The sequence below is a fragment of the Kouleothrix sp. 19917 genome (genome assembly GCF_057073505.1).
This window is the reverse complement of the sequence record NZ_CP097099.1, coordinates 1162546-1179463: the sequence shown is the minus strand read 5'-3', so window position 1 is coordinate 1179463 and position 16918 is coordinate 1162546. Positions and strand designations below refer to the sequence as shown.

9 protein-coding genes and 1 pseudogene are annotated in these 16918 nt (G+C 63.1%); 5 read left to right on the top strand and 5 right to left on the bottom strand.

The genetic code is table 11. The features are described 5' to 3' along the window. Positions 1–194: 194 nt before the first annotated feature. The 5 genes from M1P90_RS04655 to M1P90_RS04635 all read left to right on the top strand — a co-directional run bounded on the left by M1P90_RS04655 (position 195) and on the right by M1P90_RS04635 (position 8024). Positions 195–2399: a hypothetical protein gene (locus tag M1P90_RS04655; protein ID WP_483701487.1), complete on the top strand. Its 2205-nt coding sequence runs from the start codon at positions 195–197 to the stop codon at positions 2397–2399. A gap of 292 nt (positions 2400–2691) precedes the next feature. Further along, positions 2692–4065 carry a cytochrome P450 gene (locus M1P90_RS04650; RefSeq protein ID WP_483701486.1) on the top strand — a complete coding sequence of 458 codons (1374 nt, stop codon included), beginning with the start codon at positions 2692–2694 and terminating at the stop codon, positions 4063–4065. A gap of 49 nt (positions 4066–4114) precedes the next feature. Further along, positions 4115–6781, top strand: coding sequence for a PAS domain-containing hybrid sensor histidine kinase/response regulator (locus tag M1P90_RS04645; RefSeq protein ID WP_483701485.1), 2667 nt, complete (start codon positions 4115–4117; stop codon positions 6779–6781). A 40-nt stretch (positions 6782–6821) separates the two neighbouring features. After that, positions 6822–7577 (top strand): response regulator, encoded by a 756-nt coding sequence (locus M1P90_RS04640; RefSeq protein WP_483701484.1) that lies wholly within the window; start codon positions 6822–6824, stop codon positions 7575–7577. Between the two features lie 162 nt (positions 7578–7739). After that, positions 7740–8024 (top strand): hypothetical protein, encoded by a 285-nt coding sequence (locus tag M1P90_RS04635; protein WP_483701483.1) that lies wholly within the window; start codon positions 7740–7742, stop codon positions 8022–8024. Positions 8025–8049: 25 nt separating this feature from the next. Here the strand turns inward: M1P90_RS04635 and M1P90_RS04630 are convergent, their stop codons facing one another. The 5 genes and pseudogenes from M1P90_RS04630 to M1P90_RS04610 form a co-directional block, all read right to left on the bottom strand. Further along, positions 8050–8763, bottom strand: coding sequence for a TPR end-of-group domain-containing protein (locus M1P90_RS04630; protein ID WP_483701482.1), 714 nt, complete (start codon positions 8761–8763; stop codon positions 8050–8052). 98 nt (positions 8764–8861) lie between these two features. Beyond that, the gene (locus M1P90_RS04625) at positions 8862–10544 is read right to left on the bottom strand and encodes a bifunctional metallophosphatase/5'-nucleotidase (RefSeq protein ID WP_483701481.1); all 1683 of its coding nucleotides are present in this window, start codon (positions 10542–10544) and stop codon (positions 8862–8864) included. A gap of 296 nt (positions 10545–10840) precedes the next feature. Continuing rightward, positions 10841–11329, bottom strand: a complete 489-nt coding sequence (locus M1P90_RS04620; RefSeq protein ID WP_483704604.1) for a diacylglycerol/lipid kinase family protein — start codon at positions 11327–11329, stop codon at positions 10841–10843. Between the two features lie 33 nt (positions 11330–11362). Then, positions 11363–11704 (bottom strand): annotated as a pseudogene (locus M1P90_RS04615) (diacylglycerol/lipid kinase family protein); the annotation flags it as partial. 413 nt (positions 11705–12117) lie between these two features. Then, on the bottom strand, positions 12118–15495 hold the full coding sequence (locus M1P90_RS04610) for a PAS domain-containing hybrid sensor histidine kinase/response regulator (RefSeq protein WP_483701480.1): 3378 nt from the start codon (positions 15493–15495) through the stop codon (positions 12118–12120). Positions 15496–16918 lie beyond the last annotated feature (1423 nt).

Sequence of the window (16918 nt, the reverse complement as noted above, 5' to 3'; positions counted from 1 at the left end):
GTAGCGAACCACAGAGACACGGAGACACGGAGATTTTGCGACTACTGTGATCTCGACCAAGAGAATGAACCGCAAAGAACGCAAAAGGCGCAAAGAGGTACACGGTACAGGTTTGAAAGTTTGCAGCACCCTGCCAATTGCCGGCTGCTTACTGCCAACTGCTGACTCCTGATTTCTGAAGACTGAATACCGCTATGACCACCGACAGACTGATCTCTCGCGAAGAAGCACTCGGCGGCATGCCCGGCCGCGACGCCCGGCGAGCCAGCGCACTGCTGACCCTGATTACGGCCCAGACGGCCTACCTGGTTGTGCAGTCGCAGCAGGCCATGGCCGAGTTCCTTACCGAGCAGGGCGACGCCGAGAGCAGCCGCGGTTTTCTCGACGCAATTGCGCTTGGCCGCGAGCCGCCCGTGCCACCAACCATTCAGGATGTGGAGCGCTGGGCGCCACGCTGGGCGGCGCTCCTGCCCGATAACCCTGCGGTTCGCGCAAACCTGGCGCGGCTGCTTGGGCAGCGCTACCACTTCACCCGGCAGGCAACGCCGCAGCTTCAGGCGGCGCTTGGCACCGGCACGCCAGCCGTGCAGGAAGCCTTCACCCGGCTGCATGGCGCGCCAATCGACACGATCTTCGCGGGCAGCGAGCGCCCGGCCGAGCGCTGGCGCTGGCTCCGCGCGCGCCTGGCCGCCCGCCTCGAAGAGCTGCCACCCTTCTGGACGGCTTTCGCCCTGGCGCTCACCAACACGATTGGCTCCAGCGTGCTGGCGCTGCCAATCGCGCTGGCGCGGATCGGGCCGCTGGCAGGCGTGGGCGTGCTGGTGCTGCTCGGCCTGGTGAACGTGCTGACAATCGCCTGGATCGCCGAGGCATTTGGCCGCACCGGCCCGATTCGCTATGGCCGCGTGTTCATGAGCCGGCTCGTCACCGACTACCTGGGGCGCAGCAGTGGCCTCGCCCGCTCGATTGCGACGCTGGTGTACTGCGTGCTGGCGCTGTTCGCCTACTACATCGGCTTTTCAACCACGCTGGCGGCCAGCACGCCAATCCCGGCGTGGGTGTGGGTGGCGCTGCTGTTCCTGGTGAATGTATACTATGTGCGGCGCAAAACCATTTCCGCCACCGTCGCCTCGGCGCTGGTAGTGGGTGCGGCCAGCATTGTGCTCATTCTGCTGCTGTCGCTGCTGGCCTTCACACAGGCGCGCGCGGCCAACCTGGCCTACGTCGCGCTGCCCGGGCTTGGCGGGCGGGCGTTCGACTCGACACTGCTGCAACTGGTGTTTGGCGTGGTGCTGACGGTCTATTCCGGCCACCTGGCGCTGGGCAACTGCGCGCAGGTTGTGCTGCGGCGCGACCCCAGCGGGCGGGCGCTGATCCGCGGTGCCAGCGCGGCGCTGCTGGCCTCGATTGTGCTGTTCTGCATCTGGGTTGTGGCGGTGAACGGCGCGATTGCGCCCGAAACGCTGGCGCGCGAAACCGGCACGGCGCTGGTGCCGCTGGCGGCGCAGTTTGGCACGCCGGTGCGCATCCTCGGCACGATCTATGTGCTGCTGGCAATCGGCCTTATTTCGGTGCACGCTGCCCTGAACCTGTTCGGGCTGACGCGCGAGGTCCTGTCGCCCTTGCGCATCAGCGAGGGCTGGCGGCCGCTGCTGCACCTTGTTCCCATGACGGTGATTGTGCTGCTGACCGAGTGGATGCTGATCAGCCAGTGGAGTTCGTTTGCGCAGATCACCAGCCTGCGTGGCGCGCTGGCCGCGCCGGTGCTGGTCGGCACCATACCAACACTGCTGGTGCTGGCCGCCCGCCGCAAGGGCGAGGTGGCGCTGCCGCGTCTGGGCGGCTGGCTTGGCTCGGCGTGGCTGGTAGGCGCGATCTATGTGGTGTTTCTCGCCAGCATTTTTCTGCACGGCCTGGTGCTCTGGCAAGATTGGCCGCGCCGCACTGTGGCGCTGGTGACGGGCGCATTGCTGATATGGATGACCATCCGGCTTTGGCGGCAGGGCGCGCTGGCCGGGCGCGTGGTTGTTGAGCTGCGCCACGACACGCGCAAGGGCCGCGCTTCGGCCTTTGGGGTGGTGGCTGCGGGCGCGCCGCTCGCCGCCGAGGTGGGGCTGCGCTATGCACGGGCCGAGCGCCAGCTCAGCGGCCCAGCCGGCACCGTGCCCGACCCGGCGCTGCTGCGGGCGGCCCGCTTCAGCATACCAGCCAGCGCCGCCCGCAGCGTAAAGGTCTGGGCGCACCGCGTCGGTTCAAGCGGCGAATCGGCTGGGCTGCCCGGGCGGGTGATTGTACGCGCCGGCACGGGCGAGCAATCGGTTGATATTCCCGCCAGTGGGCAGCTTGTGCTGCCGATCGGGGATGGGCGGTTAGAGGTTGAGATTGTGCTTGAGAAGTGACAGACAGGCGGCAGTCGGCAGTCGGCAGGAGGCAGTCGGCAGTCGGCAGTCGGCAGGAGGCAGGAGGCAGGAGGCAGGAGGCAGGAGGCAGGAGGCAGGAGGCAGGAGGCAGGAGGCAGGAGGCAGGAGGCAGGAGGCAGGAGAAGGCTGCAACCCAAAGCCTTTGCGCCCTTTGCGTTCTTTGCGGTGAATTATTCGTCCGTCGTTCGCCGTCCAATTTGCTAGACTCGATTGCGGGATGGGTGTACCATGCGCAGCACCGAAACTAACACAAGCATAGAAAGCGACCGCCATGATGAGCACAACTGCGCGCACCGCGAATATGCCGCCCGGCCCGCGTGGCCGCCCGCTGCTCGGCAACCTGCCCGACATGCAGCGCAAAGGCATGCTCCAGTTTTACAGCGACCTGTGGCGCGACTACGGCGACACCGTGCATGTCAAAATGGGGCCGCTGCACCAGTTTCTGCTCACGCAGCCCGAGCATGTGCACCATGTGCTGGCGACAAATGCCAGCAACTACTGCAAGGGCATTGGCTTCAAGAAGCTCGGGCTGGCGCTTGGCAACGGCCTGTTCATCAGCGAGGGCGAGCTGTGGCAGAGCCAGCGCCGCCTGCTCCAGCCGCCCTTCACCGCGCGCGGAATCACCCAGTTCGCCGAAACCATGGTCGCCAGCACCGAAGATATGCTTGCGCGCTGGGACTCGTCACGTTCAAGCGCGCCGCTCGATATCAATCTCGAAATGATGCGCCTGGCAATGGCAATTATTGGCCGCACCATGTTTGGCACCTATGTGGGCGACGAGGCGCTGGCGGCTGGCGACGCCTTCACCTATGTGCTCAACTTCATGAGCGAGCGCTCGGTGACGCTGTTCGACCCGCCGCTGTTTGTGCCAACCGCGCAGAACCGCGAGTTCAAGCGCTCGATGCACCTGCTGCGCAGCTATATGCACGGCATTATCTCCGCGCGCCGCGGTCAGCACGACCCCCACGCCACCGACCTGCTGAGCATTCTGCTGAACGCGCGCGACGAGGACACCGGCACGGGAATGAGCGAGCAGCAACTCTACGATGAAGTGCTGACGATCTTCTTCGCCGGGCACGAAACCACCGCCCAGGCGCTGACGTGGTCGTGGTTCCTGCTGGCGCAGCACCCCGAAGCCGAAGAAAAACTGCATGCCGAGCTGTCGCAGGCGCTGAATGGGCGCGTGCCAACGCTGGCCGACGTGCCGAACCTGCCGTATACACGGATGGTCATTCAGGAAGCGCTGCGGCTGTACCCGCCGGTGTGGATTTTCGTGCGCGACGCGATTGGCGCCGATGAGATCGGCGGCTACCCCATCCCGCCGCGCTCGATGATCGTGCTGAGCCCGTTTCTCACCCAGCGCAACCCGGCGCTGTGGGAGCGGCCCGAGCAGTTCGAGCCCGAGCGCTTTGCGCCCGAGCGCGCCGCCGAGCGCCCGCACTACGCCTACTTCCCGTTTGGCGGCGGCAAGCGCACCTGCCTGGGCGATAAGTTTGCCATGCTGGAAGCGCAGCTGGTGCTGGCGACCGTCGCGCAGCGCTACCGCCTGCGGCTGGTGCCGGGGCATAGCCCGCAGCCCGAAGCGGTTGGCACGTTGCGCCCGGCTGGCGGCATGCCAATGACTCTGGAGCCGCGCGCCGCGTGAGACGCGTGATTGTGGATGTGATGTAACACAAGAATGTGGCGGGGTCACGATGATCAGCAAGTTCCTTTCACCAGCGGAAAATCTTTCGGCCGAGGCGCGGCGGCTGCGGCAGTTCCTGCTGCTCGACGTGCCGGCCAGCTCGTCGGGCATCGTTATCCTGACGTACTACGGCCTGACGCGCAACCAGCCGATCTTCTGGCTGGTGCTGGCGCTCGTCATCGCCAACACGATTGGGCTGCTGGTAGCAGTGCGCCTGACCAACCGCAACCATGTCCAGACGCCGGTGGTGATCTTTTCGGTTGGCATCTGGGCGATTCTGCTGTGCGTGCTGTTCTTCTTCCCGCAGCTTTTCGCCGGCATGATCGCGCTGGCTCTGTGGCCTGTCACGCTGGCGGTGCCGTACATGAGCCGCCGCGCGCTGCCGCGCTTCATGGTAGTGAATGGCGTGGTTGGCGTGTTGGCCGGGCTGCTGGCGCTGCGCCCCAATCCCTACGATTTCTTTTTGCTGGTGCCGGCCTGGCTGCTGCCCACGCTGAATTTCGCGCTGGCGGTGGTCTTCATCTCGCTGACACTGCACCAGCTCTGGCAGTATAGCGCGCGCCTGAACGACACCTTCGATGGCCTGCGCGCCGCCAACAGCGCCCTGAAGGATTCCGAGCGCTCGCTGGAAGGCAAAGTTGCCGAGCGCACCGCCGAGCTTGGCAGCGCGGTCGAGCACCTGCGCGAGGCCGAGGAGCGCTCGCGCGCAATTGTCGAGGCCAGCCCCATCCCAATCGTGATTGTGCGCAGCAGCGACTACAACGTACTCTACGCGAACCAGCACATCGCCGAGCTGCTGGGCTACACGCTCGACCAGTTCGTTGGCTACCAGGCCCCCGATTATTATTACGACCCCTCGGTGCGCCCGCAGGTGCTTGAAGAGCTGCAGCGCACAGGCCGGCTCAATCAGCGCGAAATCCAGCTCAAGCGCGCAGATGGCGCGCCCGTGTGGGTCTCGATGTCGCTGCACCCCATGATGTTTAACGGCGAGCAGGCATTCTTTATTGGCATGCTCGATATTGCGCAGCTCAAGCAGGCCGCCGTTGAACTGCGCGAAGCTAAGGAAGCTGCCGAAGCCGCCAACGTCGCCAAAGGCGCATTTCTGGCCAGCATGTCGCACGAAATCCGCACGCCCATGAACGGCATCATCGGCATGACCGGCTTGCTTCTCGGCACGCAGCTGAGCGACGAGCAGCAGGAATTCGCCGAGATCATCCGCTCCAGCAGCGAATCGCTGCTGACGATCATCAACGACATTCTCGACTTCTCGAAAATCGAGTCGGGCAAGCTGGAGCTGGAGCGCCACCCCTACGACCTGCGCGACTGCATCGAAAGCGCGCTCGACCTTGTGGCGCCCAAGGCTGCCGAGCAGGGGCTTGATCTCGCTTATGTCATCGAGCCAAACGTGCCGCCAGCCCTGGTTGGCGATGTTACCCGCGTGCGCCAGATTTTGCTCAACCTGCTGAGCAACGCGATCAAGTTCACCGAAAAGGGCGAGGTGGTTGTGACGGTGCGGACGAACGACGACCGACGAACGACGACCAACGAACAGGGCAAAGCCTTCGTCCTTCGTCCTTCGTCTTTGGTCTTTTCTGTGCGCGACACCGGCATTGGCATTCCGCCCGAGCGCATGGGCCGGCTGTTCCAGTCGTTCTCGCAGGTGGATGCCTCGACCACGCGCAAGTATGGCGGCACGGGCCTGGGCTTAGCCATCTCCAAACGCCTCGCCGAAATGATGGGCGGCACCATGTGGGTCGAAAGCGCAGGCGCGGGCCAGGGCACCACGTTTTTCTTCTCGCTGGCAGCCGAGCCGGCGGCGGCGCTGAAATCGCGCGTTCACCTGAGCAGCGAGCAGCCCGAGCTGCGCGGCAAGCGCGTGCTGATTGTCGACGACAACGCGACCAACCGGCGCATTCTGACGCTCCAGCTCGAACGCTGGGGTATGCGATCATTCGATACATCCGCGCCGCAGGAGGCGCTGGCCTGGGTGCAGCGCGGCGACCCCTTCGACCTCGCCATTCTCGACATGAATATGCCCGACATGGACGGCGTGGCGCTTGGCGGCGCGATCCGCGCCCTGCGCGACAGCGCCACCCTGCCGCTGATCCTGTTCTCGTCGCTGGGAAGGCGCGAAACCGGCGATGGGGTTGATTTCGCGGCCTACCTGTACAAGCCGCTCAAGCCCTCGCAGCTCTTCGACGCGCTGGCAACCCTGTTTGTGAAAGAAACGTCTGCCACCCGCAGCGTGGCCGCCGCGCAGCCGCAGATCGACGCACACATGGCCGAGCGCCTGCCACTACGCATTCTGCTGGCCGAAGACAACGCCGTGAATCAGAAGCTCGGTCTGCGCCTGCTGAGCCAGTTCGGCTACCGCGCCGATGTGGCAGCCAACGGCCTGGAAGCGATCGAGGCGCTGCGCCGCCAGCCCTACGACGTGGTGCTGATGGATGTGCAAATGCCCGAACTCGATGGGCTGGAGGCCACGCGCCAGATCCGCCAGAGCTGGCCGGCCGCGCAGCAGCCGCGCATCATTGCCATGACAGCCAACGCCATGGAGGGCGACCGCGAGCTGTGCCTGCAGGCCGGTATGGACGACTATATCAGCAAGCCCATCCGCATCCACGATCTGATCAACGCGCTGGAGCGCTGCCAGTCGCGCCTCGCCATCGGCGCGTGACACGATCCCGCACTATCTTGCAGCCGCGAAGGAATGCGTGATGACGCCAGGCAACGGCCACATTCTGGTCGTCGACGACAACCCAGTCAATCGCATGTTGCTCACGCGCGCGCTCCACGAGCAGGGCTACAGCGCCGAAACCGCCAACGACGGCCGCAGCGCGCTGGCGCTGCTGCGCGCTGCACAGTCGCCGCCATTCGATGTCGTTCTGCTCGACATCCTGATGCCTGAGCAGGATGGCTACCAGACGCTGGAAGCGATCAAAGCCGACGAGGCGCTGCGCCACCTGCCGGTGATTATGATCTCAGCCGTGGATGAGCTGACGAGCGTGATCCGCTGCGTCGAGCTTGGCGCAACCGACTACCTGCCCAAGCCGTTTAATGCCGCGCTGCTGCGCGCCCGCATTGGGGCGTCGCTGGCGGGCAAGCGCCTGCGCGACCTGGAGCTGGAATATCTTGAGCAGGTTGGCTACGTCACGGCGGCGGCGGCAACCGTCGAGGCGGGAACATTCGACCACAGCAGCCTCGACGCGGTTGCAGCCCGGCCCGATGCGCTGGGCCAGCTTGCGCGCGTGTTTCAGCGCATGGCGCAGGAAGTGCGCGCCCGCGAGGCGCGGCTGGAGCAGCAGGTGCACGATCTGCGCATCCAGATCGATCAGGGGCGCCAGGCGAAAAAAGTGGCCGAGATCACTGAGTCGGCCTATTTCCAGCGGCTGCGCCAGCAAGCTGCACAGCTCCGCACGATTGTGCAGGAAGATTCAGACGCAACAGGCGACTCAGAGCCCGCTTCTGAATAACCATTCCGCGCCTCATGGCTTTCCCTAGCATCAGGCACAGAAAATAGATTTGCCATGTGTCGCTCGCCGACAGGTGGTGAAATCACGGCATGGCGTATGCTATCATGCGCTGACGGCGTGATGCACGCGCCGCGATCAGCGCTCGCTAGAGACGAATAACCGATGTTTGCCGAAAATCCGCCAACCCGCGAAGTAGCCGCCCGGCCACACTGGTGGCATCGTTTACACGCGTGGCAGCGCGCGGCACTGGCAATTGTGCTGCTTGGCACGCTGCTTATTGGCGCGGCGCTGATCTATTTTCGCCCAGGCGACGCTGCCCCTGCAACTAGCGGCGCGCCCGCCCTGCCAGCCGCAACGGCGCAGCCGAAATTCCCGCCCGGCACGCGCTGGTACTACCAGCGTGGCCAGTGGATCGCCCAGGATCAGCAGGTGCCCGCGCAACCATAAGCGCGCAACACACGGCGCTGGCTCGTTACGATTGCTCAGCGCGCAACGCACCCAAATCCGAATCGCTCACCCAGCGTTCTTCCAATTTTGGATCAAAGGCAATTGCCCGCTGCAGTGCAGCCCGTGCCTGCGCAAGCTGGCCTTGCTGCGCATAAAAACACGCCAGGTTGTACGAAAACCAGCCTTTCACCCATTCCGGCAGCGCCGCGTCAACAATGCGCCCGGCACAGTGCTCGCGAATCTGCGTTGCGCGCGCCGCGTCGTTGTGATCGAGAAAATATTGCGCGAGGTGTTCCTGATCGTGCTCGTAGCACGCGCCAGCGAAGGCGGTGTAGAGCGGGTGCCCGCCGGTAATTGCATCGAAGCGTTTGGATGTGGTCAGGTCGTCTTCGCTAAGCTGCTCGGCCAGCGCAATCAGCTCGCCATACACGCGCTCAGAGTCGGCGTGCAATTCGGCGAACGGGCGACCCTGCTGCTGCTCGAAGTTGCTTGTGTTGATCTGTTCTTCGTCGGCGTCGCCCGCAGGCGGCTGCTCGCCGCGCAGGATGGCATGTGCTTTCGTCACGAGGTCGCGATGCCAGAAGGTGCGGTGCGCAAGGTGGTCTTTGAACGACCAGCATTCCCATGTGCCAGCGGCGTTGCGCTCGCTTTCCCCAATTTCCTGCACGATTGCCTGCTGATCGCGGTGATCGTGCTGCAAAAGATCGAGAATAATCGGCTTCAAAGGCGATGTTGTCATGCGTTTGCTCCTTCCTGCGGCGATGCAAATTAGCTAGCGCACACATAGTAGCATCGATACAGGCTGGAATTCGCCCTGTTTTCGCGCAAGCTCGCGCGCTAGCGCTGCATCCGTGCGCGGCGCGTGCCCGCCCAGCCCAGCGCCACAAAAAGTGCCCCCAGCAGGCTCAGCCCGCCAAGCGCCAGCGAAGCATCGCCGGCGCGTGGCAGCGTGGCCGGCTGCGCGGGCGCGCTGGCCGGTTCAGCACTGCCTTGCGTCATTCGGCCATCGCGCTGCCCTGCCACCGGGCTATGGTTCCTGATATAGTCGCGCACAATGTCGCGCAGGTCGGCAATGCCCGTGTCGCGGAAGGGCGCGGGCGCAAAAATATCTTTGTAGCCGCCCGCAATCTTGCCCTGGAAGTCGGTGGTCGCCACGCTATAGCTCGCGGCCGGGTCGAGCGGCGCATAGCCCGCCGCAAGGTTGGCCGCATCCTTCGGCAATTGAATATTCGTGGCCCTGCCATTCGCAATTGCAAAGCGCACGCCCGACACCTGCGAGAAGAAATCCGAGCCCGCGCGCGACACACTATAGTCGAGCAGGGCCTGCACCTGTGCGCCGCTCAGCGTGTACACCAGCACCTTGTTCGGGTAGGGCATGGCGGCGCGGAAGGCTTCTTCGGTGATCGTGCCGGGCGCAATTGGCTCGCGGAAGCTGCTTGCAGTCGAAAGCATCATCTGTGCGTTGGCGGCGGCGCGCACAATGTCGAGCACAAAATTGCCCAGCACGGCCTCGCCAGCAAACTGCCCGTCGGTGCCAAGCTCACCCTGCGCCGCGCCAATCGGCTGGAACAGCGCAGCGTACTTCGGGTCGGCTACCAGATCGGCCTGCATGGCATCGACCATTGTGACAATGCGCGGCTCGGGCAGCAGCGCGTGGTCGATTCGCACCGGGCCGCCGCCAACCGACGCGAGCGCGCCACCCTGAAACTCCAGCGTGAGCTTGCTGACGTAGGTGGCGTACTGGAAGGGCGAAATCATCCAGGTATTCGTGCCGGGGATTTTGAACAACTCTTCCTTGCGGTGGCTGTGCGTGCCAAACACAATGTCGATACCCGGCACGGCCTGCGCCAGCGCCATGTCGTCTTCGCGCAGCGCGTGGCCGATCAGCACCACCGCGTTTACGTGCTCCTGATCGCGCAGCGCCGCCACTACCTGCCGCGCTGTCGCCACCCGGTCGGCAAACATCGCGCCCGCATAGGGCCGCAGGTTCGGGCGAACAAGCCGCTCGAAGTCGCTGCCCGCTAATGCAAACACGCCAATCTTCACGCCGCCAGCCTGAAACACTTTGTAGGTCTTGCCATCATACTCGAACAGCGGCTTGCCCGCAGCATCGACGGTGTTCGAGCTGAGGATGGGGTAGTTGATTGTGTCGCGGCAGCGCGCAAACTCCTGCGGGCCGTAATCGGCATCGTGATTGCCAAGCGCCATTGCGTCGACAATGCCATTGAACCAGGGCCACTCGGCGCAGTGAAATTTATCCGACCATGCCGGCGCGCCAGCGTTCATGGTGTCGCCACCGCTGAAAATCAGGGCGTTCGGGTCGTTGGCGTAGGGTTGCAGGTAGGCAAACAGGCGCGCAATGCCAGCGGTATCGGCTTCGCCTTCGGAGTAAAGCGGCACCGCGTGCGAATGATAGTCGGAGAAGTGCAGCAGCGTGACGGTGGCGCGCGATTGCGCGGCGGCGGGGGTGGCGAACAGGGCGAACAGCGCCAGAAACAGCAGGGCAGCGACCGTTTTCATGGGCAGCCTCCTTGAGCAGTAGTCAGCCGTCAGGAGTCAGAAGCCAGGGGATCGAAGAACCAAGAACCAGGAACCGCAGAACCACAGAACCATCCTTGATTCTGCGGTTCTGCGATTCGAGGAAATAAACCGCCAAGAATACAAAGGCAAGGCTTCGCCAAAATCCTAAAATTCATCCACAGATGACGCAGATGACGCAGATTAGAGCCCTTTATATCTGTGTCATCTGCGTCATCTGTGGATACATCTTGCTTCCTATTCCCCATCCCCTAACCCCTGCGCTGAAAGCGCACTCGCTACGCAGGCACCAGCACCGTTAGCGAGTGCGGCTGCACGGCAAACTCAGCCGGTGTTTCGCTCACGACCTGCCCATCGGCCTGCACGGGCACCGCCAACGCCCCAACCGGCGTGATGCGGAAGGATGGCCCCTGGTAGGTGGTAATATGCGGCTCGGCAACCTGGCGGCCATTGGCAATTGCGGCAAAGTAGGCCAGCAGTTCCAGCTTGGTCATACCCTCGAACACCGAGAGCACCAGCTGCCCGCTATCGGGGCGTGCCTGCGGGGCAATCGCAAAGCCCGCGCCAAAGTAGGGCATGTTCGATACCATTGCCAGCAGCGGGGCGAGGGTTTGGCTGGTTCCGTCGGCAAAATCGATCCGCAGCTCCTGGGGCTGATATTCGGCCAGTGTCTGAATCGCCGCCGGCACCGCCGACCATATGCCCGATTTGATTTCTTCGGCCACCGGAAAGAGCTGTGCGTCGAGGCCAACGCCGGCTACTTCCATAAATGGCGTGCCATTTGCGGTGGCCGAGTCGATCCGCCAGAGCCGGCCGTGGATCAGCACCTGCGCGGCTTCTTCGGCGGTGCCGGGGATGCCCAGGCTGCGCGCGGTGTTGTTGTAGGTGCCCACCGGCACAATGCCAAGCGGCGTATTGGTGCCGCGCAGGCCCTACGCAACCGCGCCCACCGTGCCGTCGCCGCCAAGCGCCACCACCAGATCGTAGCCTTCGCGCGCCGCCTCGGCCGATTGCTCGGATGGCGAGCGTTCTTTGCTGGTAAACGATACCACCGCGCGCATGCCAATGCTTTCCAGCGCATTGATAACGGCTGGCAGGTAAGCTGCCGCGCCTTGCGCACCGCTGGCCGGGTTTGCCAGCACGCGCGCCCAGCGCCACGATTGCGCGGATGTGTTTGTAGCCGAGCCTTGAAGGGATGTCACAGCGCCTCCTTTAGCAGGTTGCAGTCGGCAGGATGCAGCAGGTCATTGCACGTTCCGTGCTCCGGCGCGTTTCTCACCAGTTCACGAATGGTCAAGTACTCTGCAAGCCTCAGTACGATACCCCGATGCCCTTCCTGGACACTGGGTGCCAGAATTTGCGCTGCGGAATTGGGCGGGGGCAGTGTACCACACTTTGTATCAGGAAGGAGATTCTGCGTAAATTGGCGAGTGTAACGGATTTTTCTGCAAACTGAATGTTTCGCGCCCGGCCCGGCCGTAAACGACCGCGCTGATAATACAAAGCCTCTGCGAGGCTGGCGAATAGCAGCCCTGCAAGGGCTTGGTGGTTTCAGCTACCCCGCTGTGCTGTCGCCCGAGGCCCGCGCCGGGTTGCCATAGGTCTCAATACATGTCACCAGCGTTTGCAGGTTCACCGGCTTGGCCAGGTAGTCGTTTGCGCCGGCCGCGATGCAGCGCTCGCGGTCGCCCGCCATTGCCAGCGCCGTCAGCGCAATGATCGGCACCGTGGCGAAATCTTTGTCGGCGCGAATACGCTGCATCACTTCGAAACCATCGATGCCTGGCATCTGAATATCAACCAGGATCAGCGCCGGCCTGCTTTGCCGCGCGCGTTCCAGCACCTGCTCGCCTTCCGACACCACCGCCACCTCGTAACCCTTTTCCGTCAGGTAATATTCCATCAGCTCGGCATTGGCCGGGTTATCTTCGGCCAGCAGAATGCGCAGCGGCTCGGCACGTGGCACCACCACCAGCGCCACACGCTCGGCCGACGGCACCCAGCCAATGTTGTACAGGCTTTGCACCAGCCGGTCGCGGCTGAGCGGTTTGAGCAGCAGCGTTGCAGCGCCCAGGTCACGCGCATGTTCCGGCTCGTCGAGCACCGACACCACCAGGACGGGGATATGCTGCGTGCGCAGCTCGGCCTTGAGCGCGCGCAGAATATCCCAGCCAAGCAGATCGGGCAGCAGAATATCGAGCACGATCAGATCGGGCTGCAGCGCCATGGCCCGCTCAAGCGCGCCACTGCCATGCGGGTGAACATCGACATGTGTGCCAAGCTCGCTCAGGTAGCGCGCAATCTGCTGCGCCGCAGAGGGCGAATCGTCGATCACCAGGGCGCGCTGGATGTCGCGATTGGCCAGCTCGGGCGGCAGCGCCAGTGTTGCGCCCGCTGCTGGCAATTGCACGGCCTGCCAGGGCAGCACCACGCGAAACTGGCTGCCCTCGCCAAGCACACTTTCAAGCAGCACAGTGCCGCCATGAGCTTCGGCCAGGCGCTTCACCAGCACCAGCCCCAGCCCGGTGCCCTGATACTGCCGGCTGAGACTGCTATCGATCTGCACAAAGGGCTGGAACAGGCGACGCTGCTCTTCTGCGGCAATGCCAATGCCCGTATCGCGCACCGTAAACGTCACGGTCGCGGCAGCGCGGTTGCCCTCGGCGGCAAGCGCAATCGCGCCGCCCGCAGGCGTGAATTTCACCGCATTCGCAAGCAGGTTCACCAAAATCTGCTTCAGGCGGCGCTCGTCGGCAGCAATGATGTCGAGCGCAGGATCGACAGTGAGCCGGGTGCTGAGCTGTTTTTGTGCCGCGCTCTGCGCCACCATCTGCATGCTTGCCTGGCACAGCACGGCAACGGCCACCGGCTCGATCTGCAATTCGAGTTTTTCGGCTTCGAGCTTGGAAAGATCGAGAATATCGTTGATCAGCGCCAGCAGATGCCGCCCGCTGGCCTCGATACCCACAAGCGCCTGGGCCTGCTTGGGCGTTGGCATGCCATAGATGCCTTCCTGCAGGGCTTCCGAGCGGCCAAGAATGGAGTTGAGCGGTGTGCGCAGCTCGTGCGACATATTCGCCAGAAATTCGTCTTTCAGGCGGGCGGCGCGCGCCAGCTCGGCGTTCGCCAGCACCAGGTCGGCAGTGCGCTCATCCACACGCCGCGCCAGCTGGGCGCGTTCGGCTTCCAGCGCTTCTTCGGCGCGCTTGCGCTCGGTGATATCGATCATCGTGCCAAGCAGAAACAGCTCGCCATCGAGCTCGAACGACTCGAGCGAACTATAGACAGTGCGCAGCTCGCCCGATTTGGTGCGCAGCAACAGCTCAAGGTCGCGAATACGGCCCTGCGCGCGCAGCATAGTCACGATCATCTCGCGCTGATCGGGGCTGGTATAAATCTGCATGGCATTGCCAGTCTGCCCAATCAGTTCATCGTGGGTATAGCCAAACAGGCGCTCGTAGCTTGCATTCACATCCACAAACACGCCATCGCGCGCGCGGGTGATCAGCATGGCCGAGGGGCTGGTGCGAAATGCTTTGGCAAAACGCTCATCCGACTGGCGCAGCGCCTGTTCGGCGCGCTTGCGCTCGGTAATGTCGCGGTTGACGCCAATCGCGCCAGCCCGGTTTCCTTCAGCATCGCGCAGCAGGCGCACACTGCTCAGGATGGTTCGCTTGCTGCCATCGCGGTGCGGTTGCAGCACCTCGCCCTGCCACTGGCCGCGGGCAAGCAGTGTTGCCTGCGACTGTTGCAAATCGCCGTCGAGGTATTCGGTCTGCAGCACTTCGGCCATGGTCTTGCCGATCACCTCATCGGCCTGCCAGCCATACAATGTTTCGGCGGCGGCGTTCCAGCTTTGAATCCGGCCCTGGCTATCTATTGAAATAATCGCGTCGGATACCTGGTTCAACAGGTTGGCCTGCTCGCGCAGCCGCTGCTCGGCCTGCCTGCGCTCGGTTATGTCGATCACAACCGCAGTGACTGCGCGCTCCTCGCGATCGCGGGTCAGATCGTAGCGCACGTTATAGAATCGCTCCTGCCAATCGGGTGCGCGCGCGGGGAATACCAGCTCGTAGCTCAGGCGCTCGCCACCAAAGGCGCGCTCCAGGCGCGGTTTGATCTGTGATGCATAGACGGGGGCCAGCACATCGGCGCAGCGCTTGCCCACAATATCGGCGGAGGGCAGGTTGAACATATCGGCGTAGGCGCGATTGGCAAAACGGTAGCGATGCTCGGAATCGACAATCACCAAACCGACTTGCGCCGTTTCGGTGACGGTGCGCAGCCGTTCTTCGCTTTCGCGCAACACTTCTTCCGCATTTCGGCGCTCGGTTATATCGGCAGACACCGCCACAATCTTCCAATCGGGCAGATCAACTGGCACGGTGCTGAGGTCGATCCAGCGCGTGCTGCCATCGTCGCGCAGCAGCTCAACGCTCTGGTTGAGAAGGCGCTGGCGATTGTTCGCTCCTTGTGCGGCAGGCAGCGATTCGGCAGGCAGAACTGCGCCAGTGGTGCCAGGAAAGCGGAATGTGGCAAATGGCTGGCCGATCAGGTCGCTGGCGGGGCGGCCAAGCAGCGCAGCCTGGGCCGGGTTTGCGTAGCTTATTCTGTGCTCCGCGTCCAGAACAGCCACGCCGACGGGCAAGTGGTCGAGCAAGGCACTGAGTTTTCGTTCGCGCCGCTCGGTTTCGGCCTGTTCGCGCTGCGTGTCTGCGCGGGTATCGTGCGGTTGTGCCCGGCGCAGCAGCCAGAAGAGCAGTGTGGTGCTGGCAACAACAAAAAGCCAGCCCTTGATCTGCTGAAATGCCGCCAGCGCAGCCGCCCCGCCAATCGCGCGCACTATTGCATCGGCAAACAGCAGCCACGCAATCGCACAAAGCCCGTAGAGCAGGCTGATTCGCAATGCTCGCCCAGCCATGCGCTCATTCATACAGTCCCCCTTGCAAAAGCAGATACGCAAGAACGCAATACTACCTCGCTCGAAAGCAGCAGAACGCGATTGCGATCAGCCAGCAGCACCATCGCTACCCCGCATCCATCGTCGTGCCAATCGCTGCGGCCCGATGCCTGGCTGTGTGCGTCAGAAAGGAGGTGCAGCGAGCTCACCCGGTGCCGTAGAAAAAGGAGTGTGTGTATTATATCCATGCTACGCAAATTTGCCCAACGCTGATATGAGGGTTTAGGGTCTGGTGTTTTGGGGTTGACGAAACCATGAAGGCACGAAGGCACGGAAGGTTTGGAGAACGAAACCACGAAGGCACGAAGGCACGAAGATATAAAAGGTATGCCGCCTGATCAGCCCGCGCAGCCGGCCTTCGTGGTGTTAGCCCGGTCGTTCACGGCCGGGCGTGCGGGCAAATACGAACCGCACGCGCACCCTTCGATACGCGCTTCGCGCTACTCAGGGTGCGCTACGCATTATCACGGCCGGGCGTGCGGGCAAGCACGAACCGCACGCGCACCCTTCGATACGCGCTTCGCGCTACTCAGGATGCGCTACCCATTATCACACCCAAGCGGTAGGCCAGCATTGAACGGCAACCGCATCCTGAGTAGGCCGCAGGCCGTATCGAAGGGTGCGCTCCGCATTGTCGCGCCCTCGCACCTGCGCGGGGCTAAAGCCGCCGCGCTACCAAACGACGCCCCGTGAACGGGGCTTTTACGCGCCTCTATCAGCCCGCGCTGGCGGGCTTCGTGGTATTAGCCCGGTCGTTCACGGCCGGGCGTGCGGGCAAGCACGAACCGCACGCGCACCCTTCGATACGCGCTTCGCGCGACTCAGGATGCGCTACGCATTATCACACCCAAGCGGTAGGCCAGCATTGAACGGCAACCGCATCCTGAGTAGGCCGCAGGCCGTATCGAAGGGTGCGCTAGATTATGCTTGCCATCCGAGAGCATAGCAATATTCCTTACCCATTTCGCTCCTGCCATGTTCGTAATACGCAAATCTTTACCCCTTGCATTCGAGTTTGCAGGCGCAGAATAGGAATTTGCACCTGCAAAGAAGGAATTTGCAGGTGCATAGAAGGAATGTGCAGGTGCAAATTCGAATAATGCACCCTCAGAAAGGGAATTCGCAGGTGCATAAAAGGAATTTGCACCCACAAATTCGAATAATGCACCCTCAGAAAGGGAATGTGCAGGTGCACAGAAGGAATTTGCACCCACAAATTCGAATGGGGCAGGCGCAGAGCTGAATGATGCCCGCAACCTGCAAACCTGCAACCTGCAAACCTGCAAACCTGCCTAACCCCAAATCTCCGTGCCTCCGTGTCTTCGTGGTTTTGGTCAACTCCTCATCTGTTCAAAAGCGAATCCTTCGGCCATGCCCTGCGTCGTAGAAAGTGAAG

What these genes read in the sequence shown, in the direction of transcription:
- M1P90_RS04630 (WP_483701482.1), bottom strand. Translation starts at nt 8,763, where the DNA reads ATGACAACATCGCCTTTGAAGCCGATTATTCTCGATCTTTTGCAGCAC.
- M1P90_RS04655 (WP_483701487.1), top strand. Translation starts at nt 195, where the DNA reads ATGACCACCGACAGACTGATCTCTCGCGAAGAAGCACTCGGCGGCATG.
- M1P90_RS04640 (WP_483701484.1), top strand. Translation starts at nt 6,822, where the DNA reads ATGACGCCAGGCAACGGCCACATTCTGGTCGTCGACGACAACCCAGTC.
- M1P90_RS04625 (WP_483701481.1), bottom strand. Translation starts at nt 10,544, where the DNA reads ATGAAAACGGTCGCTGCCCTGCTGTTTCTGGCGCTGTTCGCCCTGTTC.
- M1P90_RS04620 (WP_483704604.1), bottom strand. Translation starts at nt 11,329, where the DNA reads ATGGAAGTAGCCGGCGTTGGCCTCGACGCACAGCTCTTTCCGGTGGCC.
- M1P90_RS04650 (WP_483701486.1), top strand. Translation starts at nt 2,692, where the DNA reads ATGATGAGCACAACTGCGCGCACCGCGAATATGCCGCCCGGCCCGCGT.
- M1P90_RS04610 (WP_483701480.1), bottom strand. Translation starts at nt 15,495, where the DNA reads ATGAATGAGCGCATGGCTGGGCGAGCATTGCGAATCAGCCTGCTCTAC.
- M1P90_RS04635 (WP_483701483.1), top strand. Translation starts at nt 7,740, where the DNA reads ATGTTTGCCGAAAATCCGCCAACCCGCGAAGTAGCCGCCCGGCCACAC.
- M1P90_RS04645 (WP_483701485.1), top strand. Translation starts at nt 4,115, where the DNA reads ATGATCAGCAAGTTCCTTTCACCAGCGGAAAATCTTTCGGCCGAGGCG.